Annotated in this window: 14 protein-coding genes; 13 read left to right on the plus strand and 1 reads right to left on the minus strand. The window is 41.8% G+C overall.

Annotated elements, in window-relative coordinates:
* Positions 1–199: 199 nt before the first annotated feature.
* The 3 genes from rplI to PHH40_00820 all read left to right on the plus strand — a co-directional run bounded on the left by rplI (position 200) and on the right by PHH40_00820 (position 4,124).
* Positions 200–640 carry a 50S ribosomal protein L9 gene (gene rplI / locus PHH40_00810; protein ID MDD2766289.1) on the plus strand — a complete coding sequence of 147 codons (441 nt, stop codon included), beginning with the start codon at positions 200–202 and terminating at the stop codon, positions 638–640.
* 93 nt (positions 641–733) lie between these two features.
* The gene (locus PHH40_00815; GenBank protein MDD2766290.1) at positions 734–2,386 is read left to right on the plus strand and encodes a CTP synthase; all 1,653 of its coding nucleotides are present in this window, start codon (positions 734–736) and stop codon (positions 2,384–2,386) included.
* A 19-nt stretch (positions 2,387–2,405) separates the two neighbouring features.
* Positions 2,406–4,124, plus strand: a complete 1,719-nt coding sequence (locus PHH40_00820) for a DUF2207 domain-containing protein (GenBank protein MDD2766291.1) — start codon at positions 2,406–2,408, stop codon at positions 4,122–4,124.
* Positions 4,125–4,217: 93 nt separating this feature from the next.
* Here the strand turns inward: PHH40_00820 and rpmA are convergent, their stop codons facing one another.
* Entirely contained in the window at positions 4,218–4,526 is a 309-nt protein-coding gene (gene rpmA, locus PHH40_00825) for a 50S ribosomal protein L27 (GenBank protein MDD2766292.1), read from the minus strand.
* A gap of 89 nt (positions 4,527–4,615) precedes the next feature.
* Between rpmA and PHH40_00830 the strand changes: the two genes are divergently transcribed.
* The 10 genes from PHH40_00830 to PHH40_00875 all read left to right on the plus strand — a co-directional run bounded on the left by PHH40_00830 (position 4,616) and on the right by PHH40_00875 (position 15,371).
* On the plus strand, positions 4,616–5,017 hold the full coding sequence (locus PHH40_00830; GenBank protein ID MDD2766293.1) for a hypothetical protein: 402 nt from the start codon (positions 4,616–4,618) through the stop codon (positions 5,015–5,017).
* 49 nt (positions 5,018–5,066) lie between these two features.
* Entirely contained in the window at positions 5,067–6,254 is a 1,188-nt protein-coding gene (locus PHH40_00835) for an MFS transporter (protein ID MDD2766294.1), read from the plus strand.
* Positions 6,255–6,338: 84 nt separating this feature from the next.
* Positions 6,339–7,091, plus strand: coding sequence for a segregation/condensation protein A (locus tag PHH40_00840; protein MDD2766295.1), 753 nt, complete (start codon positions 6,339–6,341; stop codon positions 7,089–7,091).
* A gap of 11 nt (positions 7,092–7,102) precedes the next feature.
* Positions 7,103–7,708 (plus strand): SMC-Scp complex subunit ScpB, encoded by a 606-nt coding sequence (gene scpB / locus PHH40_00845; GenBank protein ID MDD2766296.1) that lies wholly within the window; start codon positions 7,103–7,105, stop codon positions 7,706–7,708.
* Between the two features lie 3 nt (positions 7,709–7,711).
* On the plus strand, positions 7,712–8,740 hold the full coding sequence (locus PHH40_00850) for a D-alanyl-D-alanine carboxypeptidase (protein MDD2766297.1): 1,029 nt from the start codon (positions 7,712–7,714) through the stop codon (positions 8,738–8,740).
* An 18-nt stretch (positions 8,741–8,758) separates the two neighbouring features.
* On the plus strand, positions 8,759–9,874 hold the full coding sequence (locus tag PHH40_00855) for a phospho-N-acetylmuramoyl-pentapeptide-transferase (GenBank protein MDD2766298.1): 1,116 nt from the start codon (positions 8,759–8,761) through the stop codon (positions 9,872–9,874).
* A gap of 21 nt (positions 9,875–9,895) precedes the next feature.
* Positions 9,896–10,948 (plus strand): phosphoglycerate kinase, encoded by a 1,053-nt coding sequence (pgk, locus tag PHH40_00860; GenBank protein MDD2766299.1) that lies wholly within the window; start codon positions 9,896–9,898, stop codon positions 10,946–10,948.
* Between the two features lie 99 nt (positions 10,949–11,047).
* Positions 11,048–12,076: a carbohydrate kinase family protein gene (locus PHH40_00865; GenBank protein ID MDD2766300.1), complete on the plus strand. Its 1,029-nt coding sequence runs from the start codon at positions 11,048–11,050 to the stop codon at positions 12,074–12,076.
* Between the two features lie 18 nt (positions 12,077–12,094).
* Positions 12,095–13,366, plus strand: coding sequence for a cell division FtsA domain-containing protein (locus PHH40_00870; GenBank protein MDD2766301.1), 1,272 nt, complete (start codon positions 12,095–12,097; stop codon positions 13,364–13,366).
* Between the two features lie 43 nt (positions 13,367–13,409).
* A complete protein-coding gene (locus PHH40_00875) occupies positions 13,410–15,371 on the plus strand; it encodes a hypothetical protein (protein MDD2766302.1) in 1,962 nt (653 codons plus the stop codon).
* Position 15,372: the final 1 nt, after the last annotated feature.

Consider the following 15,372-nt stretch of genomic DNA (forward strand, 5'->3'; position numbering starts at 1 on the left):
TCACCTCCAGGTTGTTAAAGTACTAAACCATACATTATACACCAAAAACGCATAAAAGTCAAGTCTTTTTTCATGCGGAAAGAAGGGAAAATATGACACATAAACGTTCTTTTTCTGTAGGGGGTTGCTTAAATATCGTGTTTGAGATAAGATAATTCAAGTACCGAAGAGGCATATAATAGATTAGAAGATTAGCGTTATGAAAGTGATACTTTTGCAGGATGTAGAAAAATTGGGAAAAGCAGGGGAAATCAAAGAAGTGCGTAGTGGATACGGATTCAATTTCTTGTTGCCTGAGGGACTGGCAGAGTTTGCTACCCCAACAGCTATCAAAGAAACGGAAAAAATGGTCGCAAGACAGAAGAAAGAGACTGAATCAATGCTCGCAGTGTCCAAAGAAACTGCGGGAGCATTGGCAGGCAAGAAAATAACTATCAAGACCAAGGCAGAAAATGGAAAACTGTTTGGTTCTATTGGTCGTGAAGAAATCGCTTTGGCACTGGAAGCAGCTGGTACAAAGATCGATGCCAAGCACATCGTTCTCGAAAAAGGTTTCAAGGAAGTTGGTGTATTTACTGTCGAAGCTCATTTCGGACATGGAGTGAAAGCTTCTTTTGAAGTGACGATCAAGTCAGAATAGAACATCCCCGTGTTACTTCACAAGAGCCGCTCCCAGTTCATCACCGGTAGCGGCTCTTTCTCTATAAAATAATTTTTTCCTTTCTCTTTTATTATGGCAAAACAAACAAAGAAGACGAAGTATATTTTTGTGGTAGGTGGAGTGATGAGTGGTGTCGGAAAAGGTATTACCACTTCTTCTATCGGAAAAATCTTGCAGTCGCGTGGTCTCTCTGTAACAGCATTCAAGATCGATCCGTATATCAATGTCGATGCTGGAACGATGAATCCAACAGAGCACGGTGAAGTGTTCGTCCTCAAAGATGGCTATGAAACGGATCAGGATATGGGGAATTATGAGCGTTTCCTCAATATTGAGCTGAACCGAGACCACTATATGACGACAGGAATGGTCTACAAGTCAGTGATCGAACGTGAACGCAATCTCGAATACGCTGGCAAATGTGTCCAGGTCGTGCCTCATATCCCTCTCGAAGTCATATCTCGTATCAAGAAAACCGCCAAGAAAGACAATGCTGATGTGGCTATCATCGAAATCGGAGGGACAGTTGGAGAATACGAAAACATTCTATTTTTAGAGGCAATTCGGATGATGAAAATCGCCAGTCCGAAAGATGTTGCAACAGTGATGGTGAGTTTCATACCGACTCCATCGACGATTGGTGAAATGAAGACCAAGCCGACACAGCACGCCGTTCGGACGCTCAACGGTGCTGGTGTACAGGCAGATATCATCGTGGCTCGTGCCAGTCGACCGCTCGATGAGAAGCGCAAAGAAAAAATCGCTGTTTTCTGCAGTGTCCGGAAGGAGGATGTCATCAGTGCTCCAGATATAGAGAGTATTTATGACGTGCCACTCAATTTTGAAAAAGACCATCTCGGTATTATTCTTCTCGCAAAACTCGGACTGAAAACGAAGAAGCGAACACAAGATTTGAAAGAATGGGAGAAGGTGGTAGAGCGTATCCATCATGCGACTGACGCAGTCCATATTGGTGTCGTAGGGAAATATTTCAAGACAGGGGACTATGTACTGAGTGATGCCTATATCAGCGTCATCGAATCACTGAAACATGCTGCCTGCCAGATCGGCAAGAAAGCAGTACTTACGTGGATCGACAGTACCGATTTCGAAGAAAATGCTGGGGCTTTGTCAGGACTGAAACAGTATGATGGCATTATCATCCCGGGAGGTTTTGGTACACGTGGTGTCGAAGGAAAAATCGCGGTAGTAGAATATTGTCGCGAAAACAAAATCCCATATTTTGGGTTGTGTTATGGTATGCAACTCCTCGTGGTGGAATATGCTCGTCATATCCTCGATCTTGCAGATGCACACACGACCGAAGTCGCACCACAGACCAAGAATCCTGTTGTCGACATCATGCCCGAGCAGAAAGAGAATATGCGAAAGAAAAACTATGGTGCGACGATGCGTCTCGGACAGTATCTGGCGCATATCGTTCCGAAAACTATTGCGAGAGAGTCCTACGGTACCGATATGATACTTGAGCGTCATCGTCATCGCTATGAGGTCAATCCTGCTTATGTGGCGTCACTTCAAGAAGCAGGGCTCATCTTCTCTGCGACGTCTCCAGACGGTGTGCTGATGGAAATAGCAGAACTTCCCAAGAAGCAACATCCATTTTTCCTCGCCACGCAGTTTCATCCAGAGTTCCAGTCTTCTCTCCTCCATCCTCATCCTTTGTTTGTTGCTTTTCTCAAAGCATGTATCAAGAAGAAATAAAAAAATATACAATCCATATATGTCAAAAAACATACGGAATTTTATCGGAGTATTGTTCCTGAGTTTTTTCATCTTCTCGCCGTCAGTACAGGCACGAGAGAATGTGACGGATTGGTATGTGAAAGATTTTCGGGAAGAATTTGTCCTTTCGACTGATTCTACAATGACGGTGACAGAATGGATTACGGCAGATTGTGGTCAGGCAATCGGAAAACATGGTATTTTTCGTGTGGTTCCGACGAAAACAACACTCGTTTCAGGAGAGATCATCGATCATCCTGTGACACTTATCGGTATCACGGATTTCCAGGGACATCCTTACAAATTTGAGACCACAAACGATCGAAGCAACGGAACGGTTACCTGGAAGATTGGTGACAAAGAAAGAACGGTTACTGGAGAGAATACATACAAAATTGTTTATACAGTAGAAAATATCATTCGATTTTCGAATCAGGCATTCGACGAATTCTACTGGAATGTTGTCGGAAATTTCTGGGTCATGGATATCGATGCTTTCGAGGCAACGATCATTTTTCCTGAAACAATCAAACAAGATGTTATTAATCTCTCATATTATACCGGAATGCGTGGATCCAAAGATTCTCGTCTCGTACGGTCTTCTTGGAAAAATGACCACTCACTTTCTCTGATAGCGAACCAATCATTTGCCCCGGGCAACGGTGTCACTCTCTCTGCGAGCGTACCAAAGAATCTTTTTGTTCCGTACCAGTTTGGTTTCTGGAAATTGTACGGTGAATATTTCTGGCTTTTCCTCCCTCTTTCTGTTTTTCTTTTCTGTTACCGTCTTTGGAGAAAGTATGGCGATGATCCGACGTGGAATAAGGTTGTCATACCGGAATATGAAATGCCAGAAAATTTGGGCGTGTTTGAGATGGGGATGCTTATGGATAATGGCATTTTCGATAATAAGTTCGTAACAGCAAGTATCATCGAACTTGCAGTGAAGGGGGCTCTCAAAATACAAGAACAAGAGAATAAGATTCTTTTCTTTACAATAAAAGAGTTCGTGTTGGAGAAACAACCAACAGCAGGAATCACTCTTCATTCGTATCAAAAAATTCTTTTTGATACACTCTTCAAATCTGGTGATCAAGTGAAGCTTTCATCGCTCAAAAATACATTTTATCAAGCACTGGATATTCTGCAAAAAACAGTGATTCATTCACTGACAACAAAAGGACTTATCGAGAAGAAAGGACTTTCATATCGGACATGGTTCGTGATGGGAGGAGCATTTCTTTTTGTAATTTTTTATGGAGCGTTTTCTGGTCTAGCTCTTTTTTCTGGAATTGCAAGTGGTGTTCTTTTGATTTTTTTTGCAAGAATTATGCCGAAGCGAACAGAAAAAGGAGTGGAAGTAAACTGGAGGATCCAAGGTCTGAAATTGTACATGAACACAGCAGAGAAACATCGACAACAATTTTACGAAAAAGAAAATATCTTTGAAACACTGCTTCCATGTGCCATCGCTTTCGGTATGACCAAAGAGTGGGTCAAAAAAATGCAAGATATCTATGGTGAAACATATTTCTCAGAGTATCATCCGGCATGGTTTGTTTCGAGTACTATCGGAAATTTTGATGTAGAGAGTTTTCATTCCTCTCTCGCAACACTCTCATCGAGTATCGCTTCGAATACAGGCGGTTCTTCGGGATCAGGGGGATCGGGTTCTTCAGGCGGAGGAAGTGGTGGTGGAGGCGGTGGAGGATGGTAAGAATCTGAACCCCCTTTCTCTTTTTTCTTTTGAACAATATCAAAAAACTCTCCTTTCGGAGAGTTTTTATTCTTTTTCAGATCGAAATGATATCTATTTCTTGGCCGCTTCTTTCTTTACAGTCTTTGTCGGAAGTACATGAACGAATGTGCGGGCGACAAGTTTTCCAGTGAAATCCTTCACTTTTTTGGCTTGGAATTCGACAACTCCGCTGATCAGAGCGAAAAGAGTATCGTCTTCACCTTGCGCAACATTTTTCCCTGCATGGAATTTGGTACCACGTTGACGGATGATGATATTTGCTGTTTCGACCATCTGACCACCAAAAATCTTGACGCCGAGGCGTTTGGAAATCGAATCACGACCGAGGGCGGTAGTCCCGCCTGCTTTTTTATGTGCCATACAAGAAGAGCTTACAAATTATTTGATGATTTGATATACTGCATATCATAGCAATGATAACTGTCTTTGTCAACCGAATCGATACTCTTATGCTCGATACTCTCCGCCAATGGTTCGTGAATCATAAGCAGAATATTGCCCTTTTTGGAGGGATTTTGCTTGTGGGCGTACTCAGTTTTGAGGGAGGGTTCCTCCGTGGTCAGATTTCTCAATCAGCACCGATGATCATCTCTCTTCCTGCAAATGTCGAATCAGCAATTCCTGTTGTTTCCGCGGGTACAGATGATGCTACACGTCAGACGATATCTGATGGAACAATATCTACCAAGGAAATCGAGGGGAATTGTCCGTTGGTAGGGAGTCGGAATTCTGATAAATACCATCTCTTTACGTGTGCGGTGGTCAAGAGAATCAAGACAGAGAACAGAGTTTGTTTCTTGTCAAAAGAAGATGCAGAGAAACGGGGCTATGTAGCTGGTTGTACGAAATAACAGAATAGTACTCGTCAAAAGAAAGTAAATGTGGCATACTAAAAGAAAAATGCACAAAGAAAATTTCAATCCCAAAAAAATATTCTATCTCAGCCTCGTTTCGTTTGTGCTTGGTTTTGTCGACGCTTTCTGGATCTATACTATCTCGACCTATTTTGCAGAAATATCTGGGACGAATAATGTCGGTATTTTTTATCTTGTAGCCTTTACCAGCGTACTCATTTCTCTTTTTTACGTACAGTCAATCGTGAGTCGTATAGGGAGATCGAGATTGCTTTATTTCTCACTCGGACTTTCTATCCTTCTCCTGACCTTATTGACACATGTTTCTCCTTCTTGGTTTTCTATCGGTCTCTTTCTGCTTTTTATGGTGATGAATAGTATCGTCTGGGTAGCTCTCGATATCCTTATTGAGGGTTTCTCATCTGATACGATGGCTGGGAGGATTCGAGGATTACATCTCACTATTATGAATAGCGGTGTTCTTGTAGCGCCTTTCTTGGCTTCCAAGGTACTCGATCTCTTTCATTTCGAAGGGATATTTTTTATCCTCGGTATCGGATATATGATTGTTTTCCTTATAGCACTTCTAGCCTTTCGTAATGACAATGCTACTTTTCACGAGCATCTAAAACCCTGGCAGACCATACGAAGAATGATACACGAGAAGAACATCTTTTTTATTTATGTGATATCGTTCGCATTGGACTTTTTTTATGCCATGATGATCGTCTATACTTCGCTCTATCTCTTGAGTATAGGGTTTTTGTGGACTGAAATCGGTATTATTTTTACTGTCATGCTTGTTCCTTTTGTATTGTTGCAATATCCTCTCGGTATCATCGCTGACAAGAGACTTGGAGAAAAAGAACTGCTCATCGTGAGTATTATGATCATTATTTTTTCTACAGGGAGTCTGCCGTTCATTCATACACACAGTATATGGGTCTGGAGTGCCATACTTTTTCTGACACGTGTCGGAGCAGCTGGTATCGAAGTACTGCGTGATGCCTATTTCTATAAACAAATTGATGGAAACAACCCTGATCTCATCGCTTTTTTCCGAACATCGCGACCAATCGGAAATATCTTTGGAGCTGGTATCGCGAGTCTTTTACTTATTTTTTTGCCTCTCCAGAGTGTTTTCTTCGCTGTTGTCCTAGTGATGGTGATAGCTCTTATTGCTACCCTCTTTCTTGAAGATACCAAGGGTGAATCCGAAGAATGCTCTGCCTAGGTATTACAAAGAGGTTGTTTGGAAGATTTCTCGAAAAATGGTACACTAATGAGGAAAAGAAGGCCTTTTTTCCTTGTGTTATTTGTGGAAAAAGACAATGGCTGGAGATTGATTATTTTCGTGAAAAAAATGGCGTATCAGATACATCTTGATCAATTCGAAGGTCCGCTCGACCTTTTGCTTTCTCTCATCGAGAAAGAAAAACTTGATATTACTATAGTAAGTCTTTCTCGCGTGACCGATCAGTATCTCGAATATCTCAAGAGTGAAGAATCTGTCTCGCTCGCGGACCTTTCTTCTTTCCTTTCTGTTGCTGTGAGACTTCTCCTTATTAAATCGCGTGCACTTTTACCTGTTCTCGAATTTACCGAAGAGGAAGAAGAGTCGATGGACGATCTCGAAATACGACTCAAAGAATACAAGCGATTTCGTGAAGGAGCTGTTCGACTCGGGACGTTGATCGATCAAGGAAAGAGCATCTCTATACGTGAGAGTTTTCTCGGGACACGTATCGTGTTCTATCCACCGAGCGGACTCACTGTCGACGACATACAGCTTCATTTTTCCAATGTCCTAGGTGAGATCCCTCTTGTCGAAGTATTGCCGGAGAAAGAACTTTTGGCCGTCATTACATTGGAAGAGAAAATAAATGAGCTCAAGCGTACGCTTCGAGAACGAGCGGAATCTTCTTTCACTGATCTTGTGCAGTCCGGATCTTCACGTGTCGAAATCATTGTTTCTTTCTTGGCTCTGCTCGAAATGGTCAAACAGCGTATTGTCTCTGTTGATCAAGAAAAGTTTTTTAGTAATATTCGTATCAATCGTATTGCTCCATAATATATCGTTCTATGTCATCACTTCATATTCTCTCATCACTAGAATCCCTCCTTTTTATCAGTGGAGAACCTATTTCGTTTGCTCGTCTTGCCAAAATACTCGAAGTTGATGAAGAAACTATCAAACAATCCCTCGAGACACTCGCTTTGAAATATTCAGAAGATGCTTCGAGCGGACTCATGCTCGTGATGAAGGAAAAAGAAGTTGTCATGGGTACGAAACCAGAAAATGCGACACTGGTCGAATTGTTGACCAAGAGTTCTATGCAGGAAAATCTCAGTCGAGTCGCACTTGAAGTACTTTCTATTGTTGCGTATCGGGCGCCGATTTCTCGAGTAGCTATAGAAGCGATTCGCGGTGTGAATTGTAGTTTTACTTTGCGTAATCTCCTTCTCCGTGATTTGATCGAGAGACAAACCAATCCGACAGATACTCGTGAATATGTTTATTCCCCGACGTTTCGTTTTCTGCAGTTACTCGGACTACATAGTGTGCAAGAACTCCCTGATTACGAGACGATGTCTGTCGATGGACGATTGAAAACGCTTATTGATTTTCCTCTCGAACAAGAAACACCAGATCCATCTGATATCAATACACAAAAAACGTCTGAATAAAATATGCACAAAGCTATCGTCTTTCTCACTTCTGTAATCATTATTCTCTTCCTCACCATTTCTGATGGAGAACATTTCTTGGCTCGAGGAGAGAGCTTTCTTGGTTTGTTTCGTATGGAAGATACACGTTTTTCTGATACTTCTTTCGAATCGCGTCAAATAGCCGATACTGTTTATGTGACAGAGGATCGAAGTTTTGCGTGTGGCTTTGTCCCTGAACTCAAGACGTATGCACCGAACCTGAGTATTGTTTCTGCTCATGCCTCAGTCATTCTCGACGTCGATTCTGGAAATGTATTGTATGAGAAAAATGCAAATGAAGAACGGCAAATAGCATCACTTACGAAACTTTTTACAGCGACAATAGTAATGGAACGGGTGAAGAATCTCGATGAACTCGTAACTATCGACGAAGAAGCGGTCTATGCTGAAGGGACTCGTATCGGTTGCCCTCGTTCGGGTTTCTGTAATAGTGTACGTCTCAAAGTGGGGGAGAAAATTTCTGTCAAAAATCTTTTGAAAGCAGCGCTCATGAATAGTGCCAATGATTCTGCCATCGCACTCGGAAAACATATCGGAAAAACACAAGCAGGATTTGCGAATATCATGAATGCACGAGCCAAAGAACTCGGGTTGGAACATTCTCATTTTTGCACACCATCCGGTCTCGAACTCGATGGACGTGAGGCTGAGTGTTATTCTTCTGCTCTTGATATGGCCAAAATTACTGTACACGCTCTTTCTTTTCCAGAGATTTGGGAGATAATGCGTATAGAAAAGGATTTCATTGCCTCTTCTGATGGAGTGTATGAACACGAGATTTTCAACACCAATAAGTTACTTGGTCAATTGCCAAATCTGGTTGGAACAAAGACTGGATTTACTCCGCTCGCAGGATATTCTTTGTTGGCAGTTGCTACTGATGAGAGTCGATCACATAGAGTAGTAGCAGTACTTCTCGATGATCCTAATCGTTGGCAAAGTATTCGATCGATGTTTGATTGGAGTTTCCAATCGGTGAGCTGGAGATAATAATTATGTAATTTTTCTATGGATATCCAAATTGCTCAAGTGCAGAATATTCCGATGGTGATCAATGTGCTCAAAGTTCTTTTTACCGGATTTTTAGCATTTCTTTTGGCATTTTTTCTCACACCGATCTGGACACATATCCTCTATAAATATAAAATTGGTATCAAAATAAAATCGAAATCAGTCGACGGGGAAACATTGACATTTGTCGGTAAACTCCATGCCAAAAAACAGGGGACACCAACCATGGGTGGAGTGATTATTTGGGTAACGGTATTGATGTTGGCGTATCTTTCGCATTATCTGTTTCCACTTATTGCAGAATGGCTCGGTATCAATTTCATCGCTCGATTGGATTTTCTCAGTCATTCACAGGTATGGTTGCCTCTTTTTGTACTGGTAACTGCTGGTATACTCGGATTGTTTGATGATTATATGAGTATCCGTGGATGTGGCACAAACAAGGGTGGAGGAATGCGATTTGCTTTACGTTTTTGGTGGCTTTTCACTATTGCAGGCATAGGTGCTTGGTGGTTTTATTCCAAACTCGGATGGGATGAGATACATATCCCTGCTCTGGGTGATTTTTCGATGGGGCTTTGGTATATCCCACTTTTTATCTTTGTCATTCTTTTTTCGGCTATTTCATCCAATGAAACAGATGGTCTCGATGGTCTGAATGGAGGAGTGCTCCTTATCGCTTTCAGTTCTTTCACGCTCATTGCTTTTATGCAAAACAGTTTGGACCTCGCATCTTTTTGTGCAGCCCTCTCAGGAGCCCTCCTTGCTTTTTTGTGGTTCAATATTCCTCCCGCGAGATTTTTTATGGGTGATACTGGTGCTATTTCACTCGGTACGACACTCGGCGTCGTAGCGATGCTCACGAATTCGTCTTTGATTCTTTTCTTTATTGTTTTTATCTATATCTTGGAATCAGGAAGTGCTGCTCTCCAACTGTTGAGTAAACGATTTTTGAAACGAAAAATATTTTTGTCAGCACCGCTCCATCATCATTTTGAAGCCAAAGGTTGGGAAGAACCAAAAATAGTGATGCGAGCATGGATATTTACTGCACTCACGGCGCTTATTGGTCTCATGATCGGTATTCTCGGCATGGGAAAAATACATTTGTAAATCACTAAGAGGAAATGATATATGATTTTAAAAAGTATCGAAGAAGCATCGCTGGAGAACGCTCGAGTGCTCGTACGAGTGGATTTTAATGTCGAATTCAAGAACGTGTCTGAAGTGGCAGAACATTTCCGTTTTGATATCGTGAAAAAAACCATTGATTTTCTTGCGCAATTTCCTGGTGTGAAAATAGCTTTGCTCACTCATCTGGGTCGTCCCGAAGCTCAGGATAAGATGTTTTCTACAGAACGCATCATCTCTGCTGTAGAGCAATCTCTCAAGCGTAAAGTAGTATTTGTCCCAGACTGTATCGGAGACAAGGTGTCTCAGGCTCTTGATACGTTACCATCGGATGCGGTACTCCTTTTGGAGAATGTCCGGTTCTATGCTGAGGAAGAATCCAATGATATACTCTTCACACAGAAATTGGCAGAACCATTCAGTGTCTTTGTCAATGAGGCGTTTAGTGCATGTCACCGGGAACACGCTTCTATTGTCGGTATTCCACAACTGCTTCCTGCGTATGCCGGTTTCCGACTGATCGAAGAAGTGGAAACGCTCGATCGAGTGAAATATGAACCGAAACATCCAGCTATTGCCGTGATTGGTGGTGCCAAAATAGAGACCAAGTTGCCTCTTATTCATGCATTTGAAGAAAATTACGATGCTATTTTGGTGGGAGGGAAGATCGCCAATGAAGCTCTTGATCAGAACATCGTTTTTTCTGAAAAAGTATTGCTTCCACAAGATTTCGGCTCTCCTGATCGATTCGATATCGGACCAAAAACGATTGCATTTTTTATACAAATGATCAAATTAGCCAAGACTGTAATATGGAATGGGCCAATGGGAAAGTTTGAAGAAAAACCATACGATATGGGAACGGACGCTATCCTCCATGCTCTTCTCGAGAGTTCCGCGTACGTCGTTATTGGAGGAGGAGAATCACTCTCTGTATTGGAGAAAGCGGATGCGATGAACAAAATCGGATTTGTTTCTTCGGGTGGCGGAGCGATGCTCGAGTTTCTCGGTGGAAACACTTTGCCAGGACTCGAAGTGCTCAAAAGCGAAGAATGAGAGAGTGTGGTATAATAAACCAGAAGATGATTGTGTATCAATCAAAGAAAAGTGACTTTGAAAAAAAGAAAATATCAAAAAATAATTTTCCTGGAACGTATGTTTTTCACTACTCCATCGTATAAAGTTATCTGTGTTGGTTCGACCTCCAAAGATGTTTTTTTCCCTACCGACGAAGGAATTATTATCGAAACACCGGAGGATATTCTCTCGAAAGAGAAGATTGCTTTTGAATTGGGTGGAAAAATCCGTGTCGAGAATCGTTTTGAAGCTGTCGGAGGTGTCGCTGCCAATGTCGCACACGGATTGACTCGTCTCGGGCATCGTGTCGGTTGTTATAGTAAGATAGGCAAGGACGAAACTGGAGACTGGATTTTAGATGAATTTCGGAGCGAGTCTGTACCGACCGATCTTTTGTCTATTGATGCAACCGCCAAGACAGATCTCTCTGCTATTATCGTGATGATGCAAAACGGAGAACGGACTATTTTTCATAATCGAGATGCCAATGAAAAATTGGAGATCAAAACTGAAAAACTGAAAAACACTGAATGGATTTTTGTCAGTGCTCTCAATGGTGATTGGGAGAACAATCTCAGTATCCTCACTGATTTCAAAGAAAAGAAGGGTCTTTCTCTGGCACTCAATCCAGGTCAACACAATATCAAAAGTAACGTCTCAGCTGTTCTCAAGGCCGTAGCGGTCAGTGATGTCTTGATGCTTAACAAAGATGAAGCGATCGAACTTGTGATACAAATCAAAAAAGATATACCTCGGGAAAAACTCGATGATGAATTTTTCCTTCTCGAAGCATTGCACCTTTTTGGCGCAAAAATTATCAGTATGACAGACGGAAAACGAGGTGCTTGGAGTTTTGATGGCACAGCGTATTGGTTTTGTCCGATACATACGAAATCAAGCGTGGTAGATAGTACTGGATGTGGTGATGCGTTTGCATCAGGCTTCTTTGGAGCTATTCTCGAAGGACATTCTATAGAAAAAGCCCTTTGTTATGGTACAGCGAATAGCGGAAGTGTGATTGGTGAGTATGGGGCAATCAGTGGTCTCTTGCACAAGGATATAATGGAACAGTCTCTCGGAGATATTCTCCCAGAACGTTTAAACTAAAAGCATCATTTATACAGTATGGGTATTTTTTCGAAACTTCCATGGGGCGGTGATTCAGATCTTTTTCTGGCACTGGATATAGGGACAGAAGTGGTAAAAGCCCTTATTTTTCGTATTGATAAACAAAAAAATCAGGGTATTATTATTGGGGTTGGTAGAGCACCTCAGAAAATCGGTAATATGCAAAGTGGTGCAGTATCGGATATTAGTCGCGTGATCGAGTCTTGTCGAGAGGCTATTGTTCTTGCCAAGGAGCAGGCTCATATCAAACATATCAAAAAAAGCATCATCGGTATCGCAGGAGAACTCGTGAAAGGCACAACAACGACGGTACATTATGAACGAGTCAATCCTGAAATGCATATCGGTGTTGCGGAATTGAAAACAATTATTCAGAAAGTACAGGATAAAGCATATCAGCGTATCAAAAAACAATTGGAATGGGAAACGGGACAAAGTGATATCGATGTCAAACTCATCAACGCAGCTATAGTCGATGTGCGCATCGATGGATACCATATTGCTACCCCTGTGAATTTTCAGGGAAGAGATGTTTCTATGAGTGTATTCAATGCTTACGCACCAATGATTCATCTCGGAGCTATCGAGACTATTGCGGACGAACTTGATCTCGATCTTCTTTCGGTTGCTGCTGAACCGTATGCTGTAGCACGTTCTGTCGAAGTGAAAGACATGATGGATTTCAACGCAATCTTTATTGATATCGGTGGTGGTACAACGGATATTGCCGTTGTCCGTAATGGTGGATTGGAGGGAACAAAGATGTTTGCTCTTGGTGGACGAGCTTTCACGAAACATCTGGCCCAAGAGTTCAATCTGAGTTTTGAGGTTGCAGAAAAAATGAAAATTGATTATACCAATGGACAAATACGGAAAGAAGATGCCGAGCGCCTTTCACTTTTGTTCGCCGATGACTGTCGTGTGTGGCTTGGTGGTGTAGAGTTATCACTCCTCGAATTTGCAGAAACAGATATCTTGCCATCGCGTATATTTCTTTGTGGTGGTGGATCGGCTTTGCCAGGAATTCAGAAGGCGTTACTCTCTCCAGATTGGTGGAAACAAAGTCTCCCATTTGCCAAACAGCCCCAAGTCGGATTTTTGCAACCGCGTGACATTGTGCACATTGTTGATGCAACCGGCGAATTGAACAATCCGCAAGACATCACTCCTATCGGATTGGCCAATCTCGCTCTCCTCAGTCATTTGGATGAAGAGAAAATGCTCTCCAGTATTTTACAGAGAAGTGTCGAAACTATAGAGAGACGATAAATCACAATACGTTCGATTTTTTACACACATTTTATTATTGCTTATGGCACAAACTTTTTATATCGAGTCAGACGAAGAAATTATTTCCGTGATCAGTCACTTACGGAAGTCTCTCGATGAAGAGAATATTTTTGTGTTTCCCAAACGTGCACTCGTACTACAAAGTATCATCAATTTGCGTCTTTTGGAACGAGAAGCGATAAAATGCAATAAAAAAATTATCATTGTGACACAAGATGAAGCAGGGAAGATGCTTGCTGAGAAGGCGGGTATCGAGACACAAGACTATCTGGAAGAGTCTCTGAAAAAAGAGACGCATATCGAGTTTTCATCGCGTAATTCTGAAGCAGCCGATATTTCCAGAGAACAATATGGTACATCATTCTCTGATGACGAAGAAGAATCTCATTCTCTTATTTCTGCTGATACCATAGGAAGTACTGCATTTAATATGAAAAAAGAACCGAACCTTGCTTCAAAAAATATTGCCGTTGCACCATTTTCTTCTTTTGCTTCCAATACTTCATCTCCTGTAGAGAAGAAAATATCTATACGCAACGCTTCCCCAGAGAAATTGACTTCCCTCAACTCAAAGCGTACAGATATGAGTGCTCCGAGAGTCTCTGTCCGTCCTACTTTACTGCAACCAATGCGTACCGCTCTTGTCGACAATACAAAAAAACCACTCTCACCGACTATGAGAACAACACAAGAGGAACAATTTCCTGCTCAGACACGAGAATATGGTGAACGATTGAAAAATTTTTATACACATACGGATACGAATCCACAGCCACAAAGAAAACAAGATACAAAGGAAAAAATACAATCTGCTACCGTCAATAAAAACGCCCGCGTTTTCTTTTTCGCGTTAGGAGGTATCTCCCTTCTTTCTGTCGTTTTTGTTGGCCTCTTCTTTCTTTTTCCGAAAGCGGATGTTCATGTGACGCCATTCAAAGATCTCCAATCTTTTGAGAAAGAATTCAACGGCAAGCTGGGTGATGATGCTCGTAATGACATAGCAATTCGTATGATCGAGAATGAGCAAGAAGTATCAGTGACCGTTGCGACGACTGGAAAATCAGGAGGAACAGACCAGAAGTCTCATGGCACAGTCACTCTCTATAATGCTTTCAGTACAGAGCCACAATCTCTTGTTGCTACGACGAGACTGGAAACTCCAGATGGGAAAATATTTCGATTGGAGAGTGGCATCACCCTTCCAGGGATGAAAGAAATAGATGGAAAACAAGTGCCAGGAGAAATAACCGTAGAGGTGACCGCTGATCGGGCCGGTGAAGAATATAATATTGAAGCCTCTCGTTTTTCCGTTCCTGGTTTCAAAGGAAGTCCAAAATATGAGAAATTTTCTGCTCAGTCTTCCAAAGCAATGACGGGAGGTGGAAAAAGTGGTATTTCTGATGTCTCTGTCGTGACCAAACTCGATCAGGATACTGCTTTGCGTGAGGCAAGTACGAAAGCGAAAGAAATGTTTTTAAATGACACCCGTGGAGAAATCGATGCTTCAGAAAAGATACTCCAAGAACAGATTGAGACAACTCCAACATTCACCCCCGTATTTCCTTCTGTCGGCACGGTCGCAAATATGATCGAATACAAAGGGGTTTTCAAAGTGAAAGCTATCGTATTTTCAGAAAAGACTGTACAGCAAAAAATAGAGGATATAGTCGTACAAAATAATGAAAACGTGAAATATCGAGTCGCATCATCCAATATCACGTATGATGACTCTCTTGTGGACTTTACCATTGGGACAGTGCGTATCAAAGCGAGTGCTCGTGTGACCAAAGAATCGGTTATTGATATCGAGAAATTGCGTTCGATGCTTGCTGGCAAAGATATGCCAAGTATCGAACAGTCACTGAAAGATTTTCCTGAACTGAAGAGTATTCGCATCACGTTTTATCCGAAATGGTTTGTCAGTCACATACCAAAATCTGAAGAAAAAATATCCCTTACTGTCGATCCAGCAGAAAATCGGTAGA

This window comes from Candidatus Moraniibacteriota bacterium (genome assembly GCA_028688415.1).
GTDB lineage: Bacteria > Patescibacteriota > Minisyncoccia > Moranbacterales > UBA1568 > UBA1568.

What these genes read in the sequence shown, in the direction of transcription:
- rplI (MDD2766289.1), top strand. Translation starts at nt 200, where the DNA reads ATGAAAGTGATACTTTTGCAGGATGTAGAAAAATTGGGAAAAGCAGGG.
- PHH40_00815 (MDD2766290.1), top strand. Translation starts at nt 734, where the DNA reads ATGGCAAAACAAACAAAGAAGACGAAGTATATTTTTGTGGTAGGTGGA.
- PHH40_00820 (MDD2766291.1), top strand. Translation starts at nt 2,406, where the DNA reads ATGTCAAAAAACATACGGAATTTTATCGGAGTATTGTTCCTGAGTTTT.
- rpmA (MDD2766292.1), bottom strand. Translation starts at nt 4,526, where the DNA reads ATGGCACATAAAAAAGCAGGCGGGACTACCGCCCTCGGTCGTGATTCG.
- PHH40_00830 (MDD2766293.1), top strand. Translation starts at nt 4,616, where the DNA reads ATGCTCGATACTCTCCGCCAATGGTTCGTGAATCATAAGCAGAATATT.
- PHH40_00835 (MDD2766294.1), top strand. Translation starts at nt 5,067, where the DNA reads ATGCACAAAGAAAATTTCAATCCCAAAAAAATATTCTATCTCAGCCTC.
- scpB (MDD2766296.1), top strand. Translation starts at nt 7,103, where the DNA reads ATGTCATCACTTCATATTCTCTCATCACTAGAATCCCTCCTTTTTATC.
- PHH40_00850 (MDD2766297.1), top strand. Translation starts at nt 7,712, where the DNA reads ATGCACAAAGCTATCGTCTTTCTCACTTCTGTAATCATTATTCTCTTC.
- PHH40_00855 (MDD2766298.1), top strand. Translation starts at nt 8,759, where the DNA reads ATGGATATCCAAATTGCTCAAGTGCAGAATATTCCGATGGTGATCAAT.
- pgk (MDD2766299.1), top strand. Translation starts at nt 9,896, where the DNA reads ATGATTTTAAAAAGTATCGAAGAAGCATCGCTGGAGAACGCTCGAGTG.
- PHH40_00865 (MDD2766300.1), top strand. Translation starts at nt 11,048, where the DNA reads ATGTTTTTCACTACTCCATCGTATAAAGTTATCTGTGTTGGTTCGACC.
- PHH40_00870 (MDD2766301.1), top strand. Translation starts at nt 12,095, where the DNA reads ATGGGTATTTTTTCGAAACTTCCATGGGGCGGTGATTCAGATCTTTTT.
- PHH40_00875 (MDD2766302.1), top strand. Translation starts at nt 13,410, where the DNA reads ATGGCACAAACTTTTTATATCGAGTCAGACGAAGAAATTATTTCCGTG.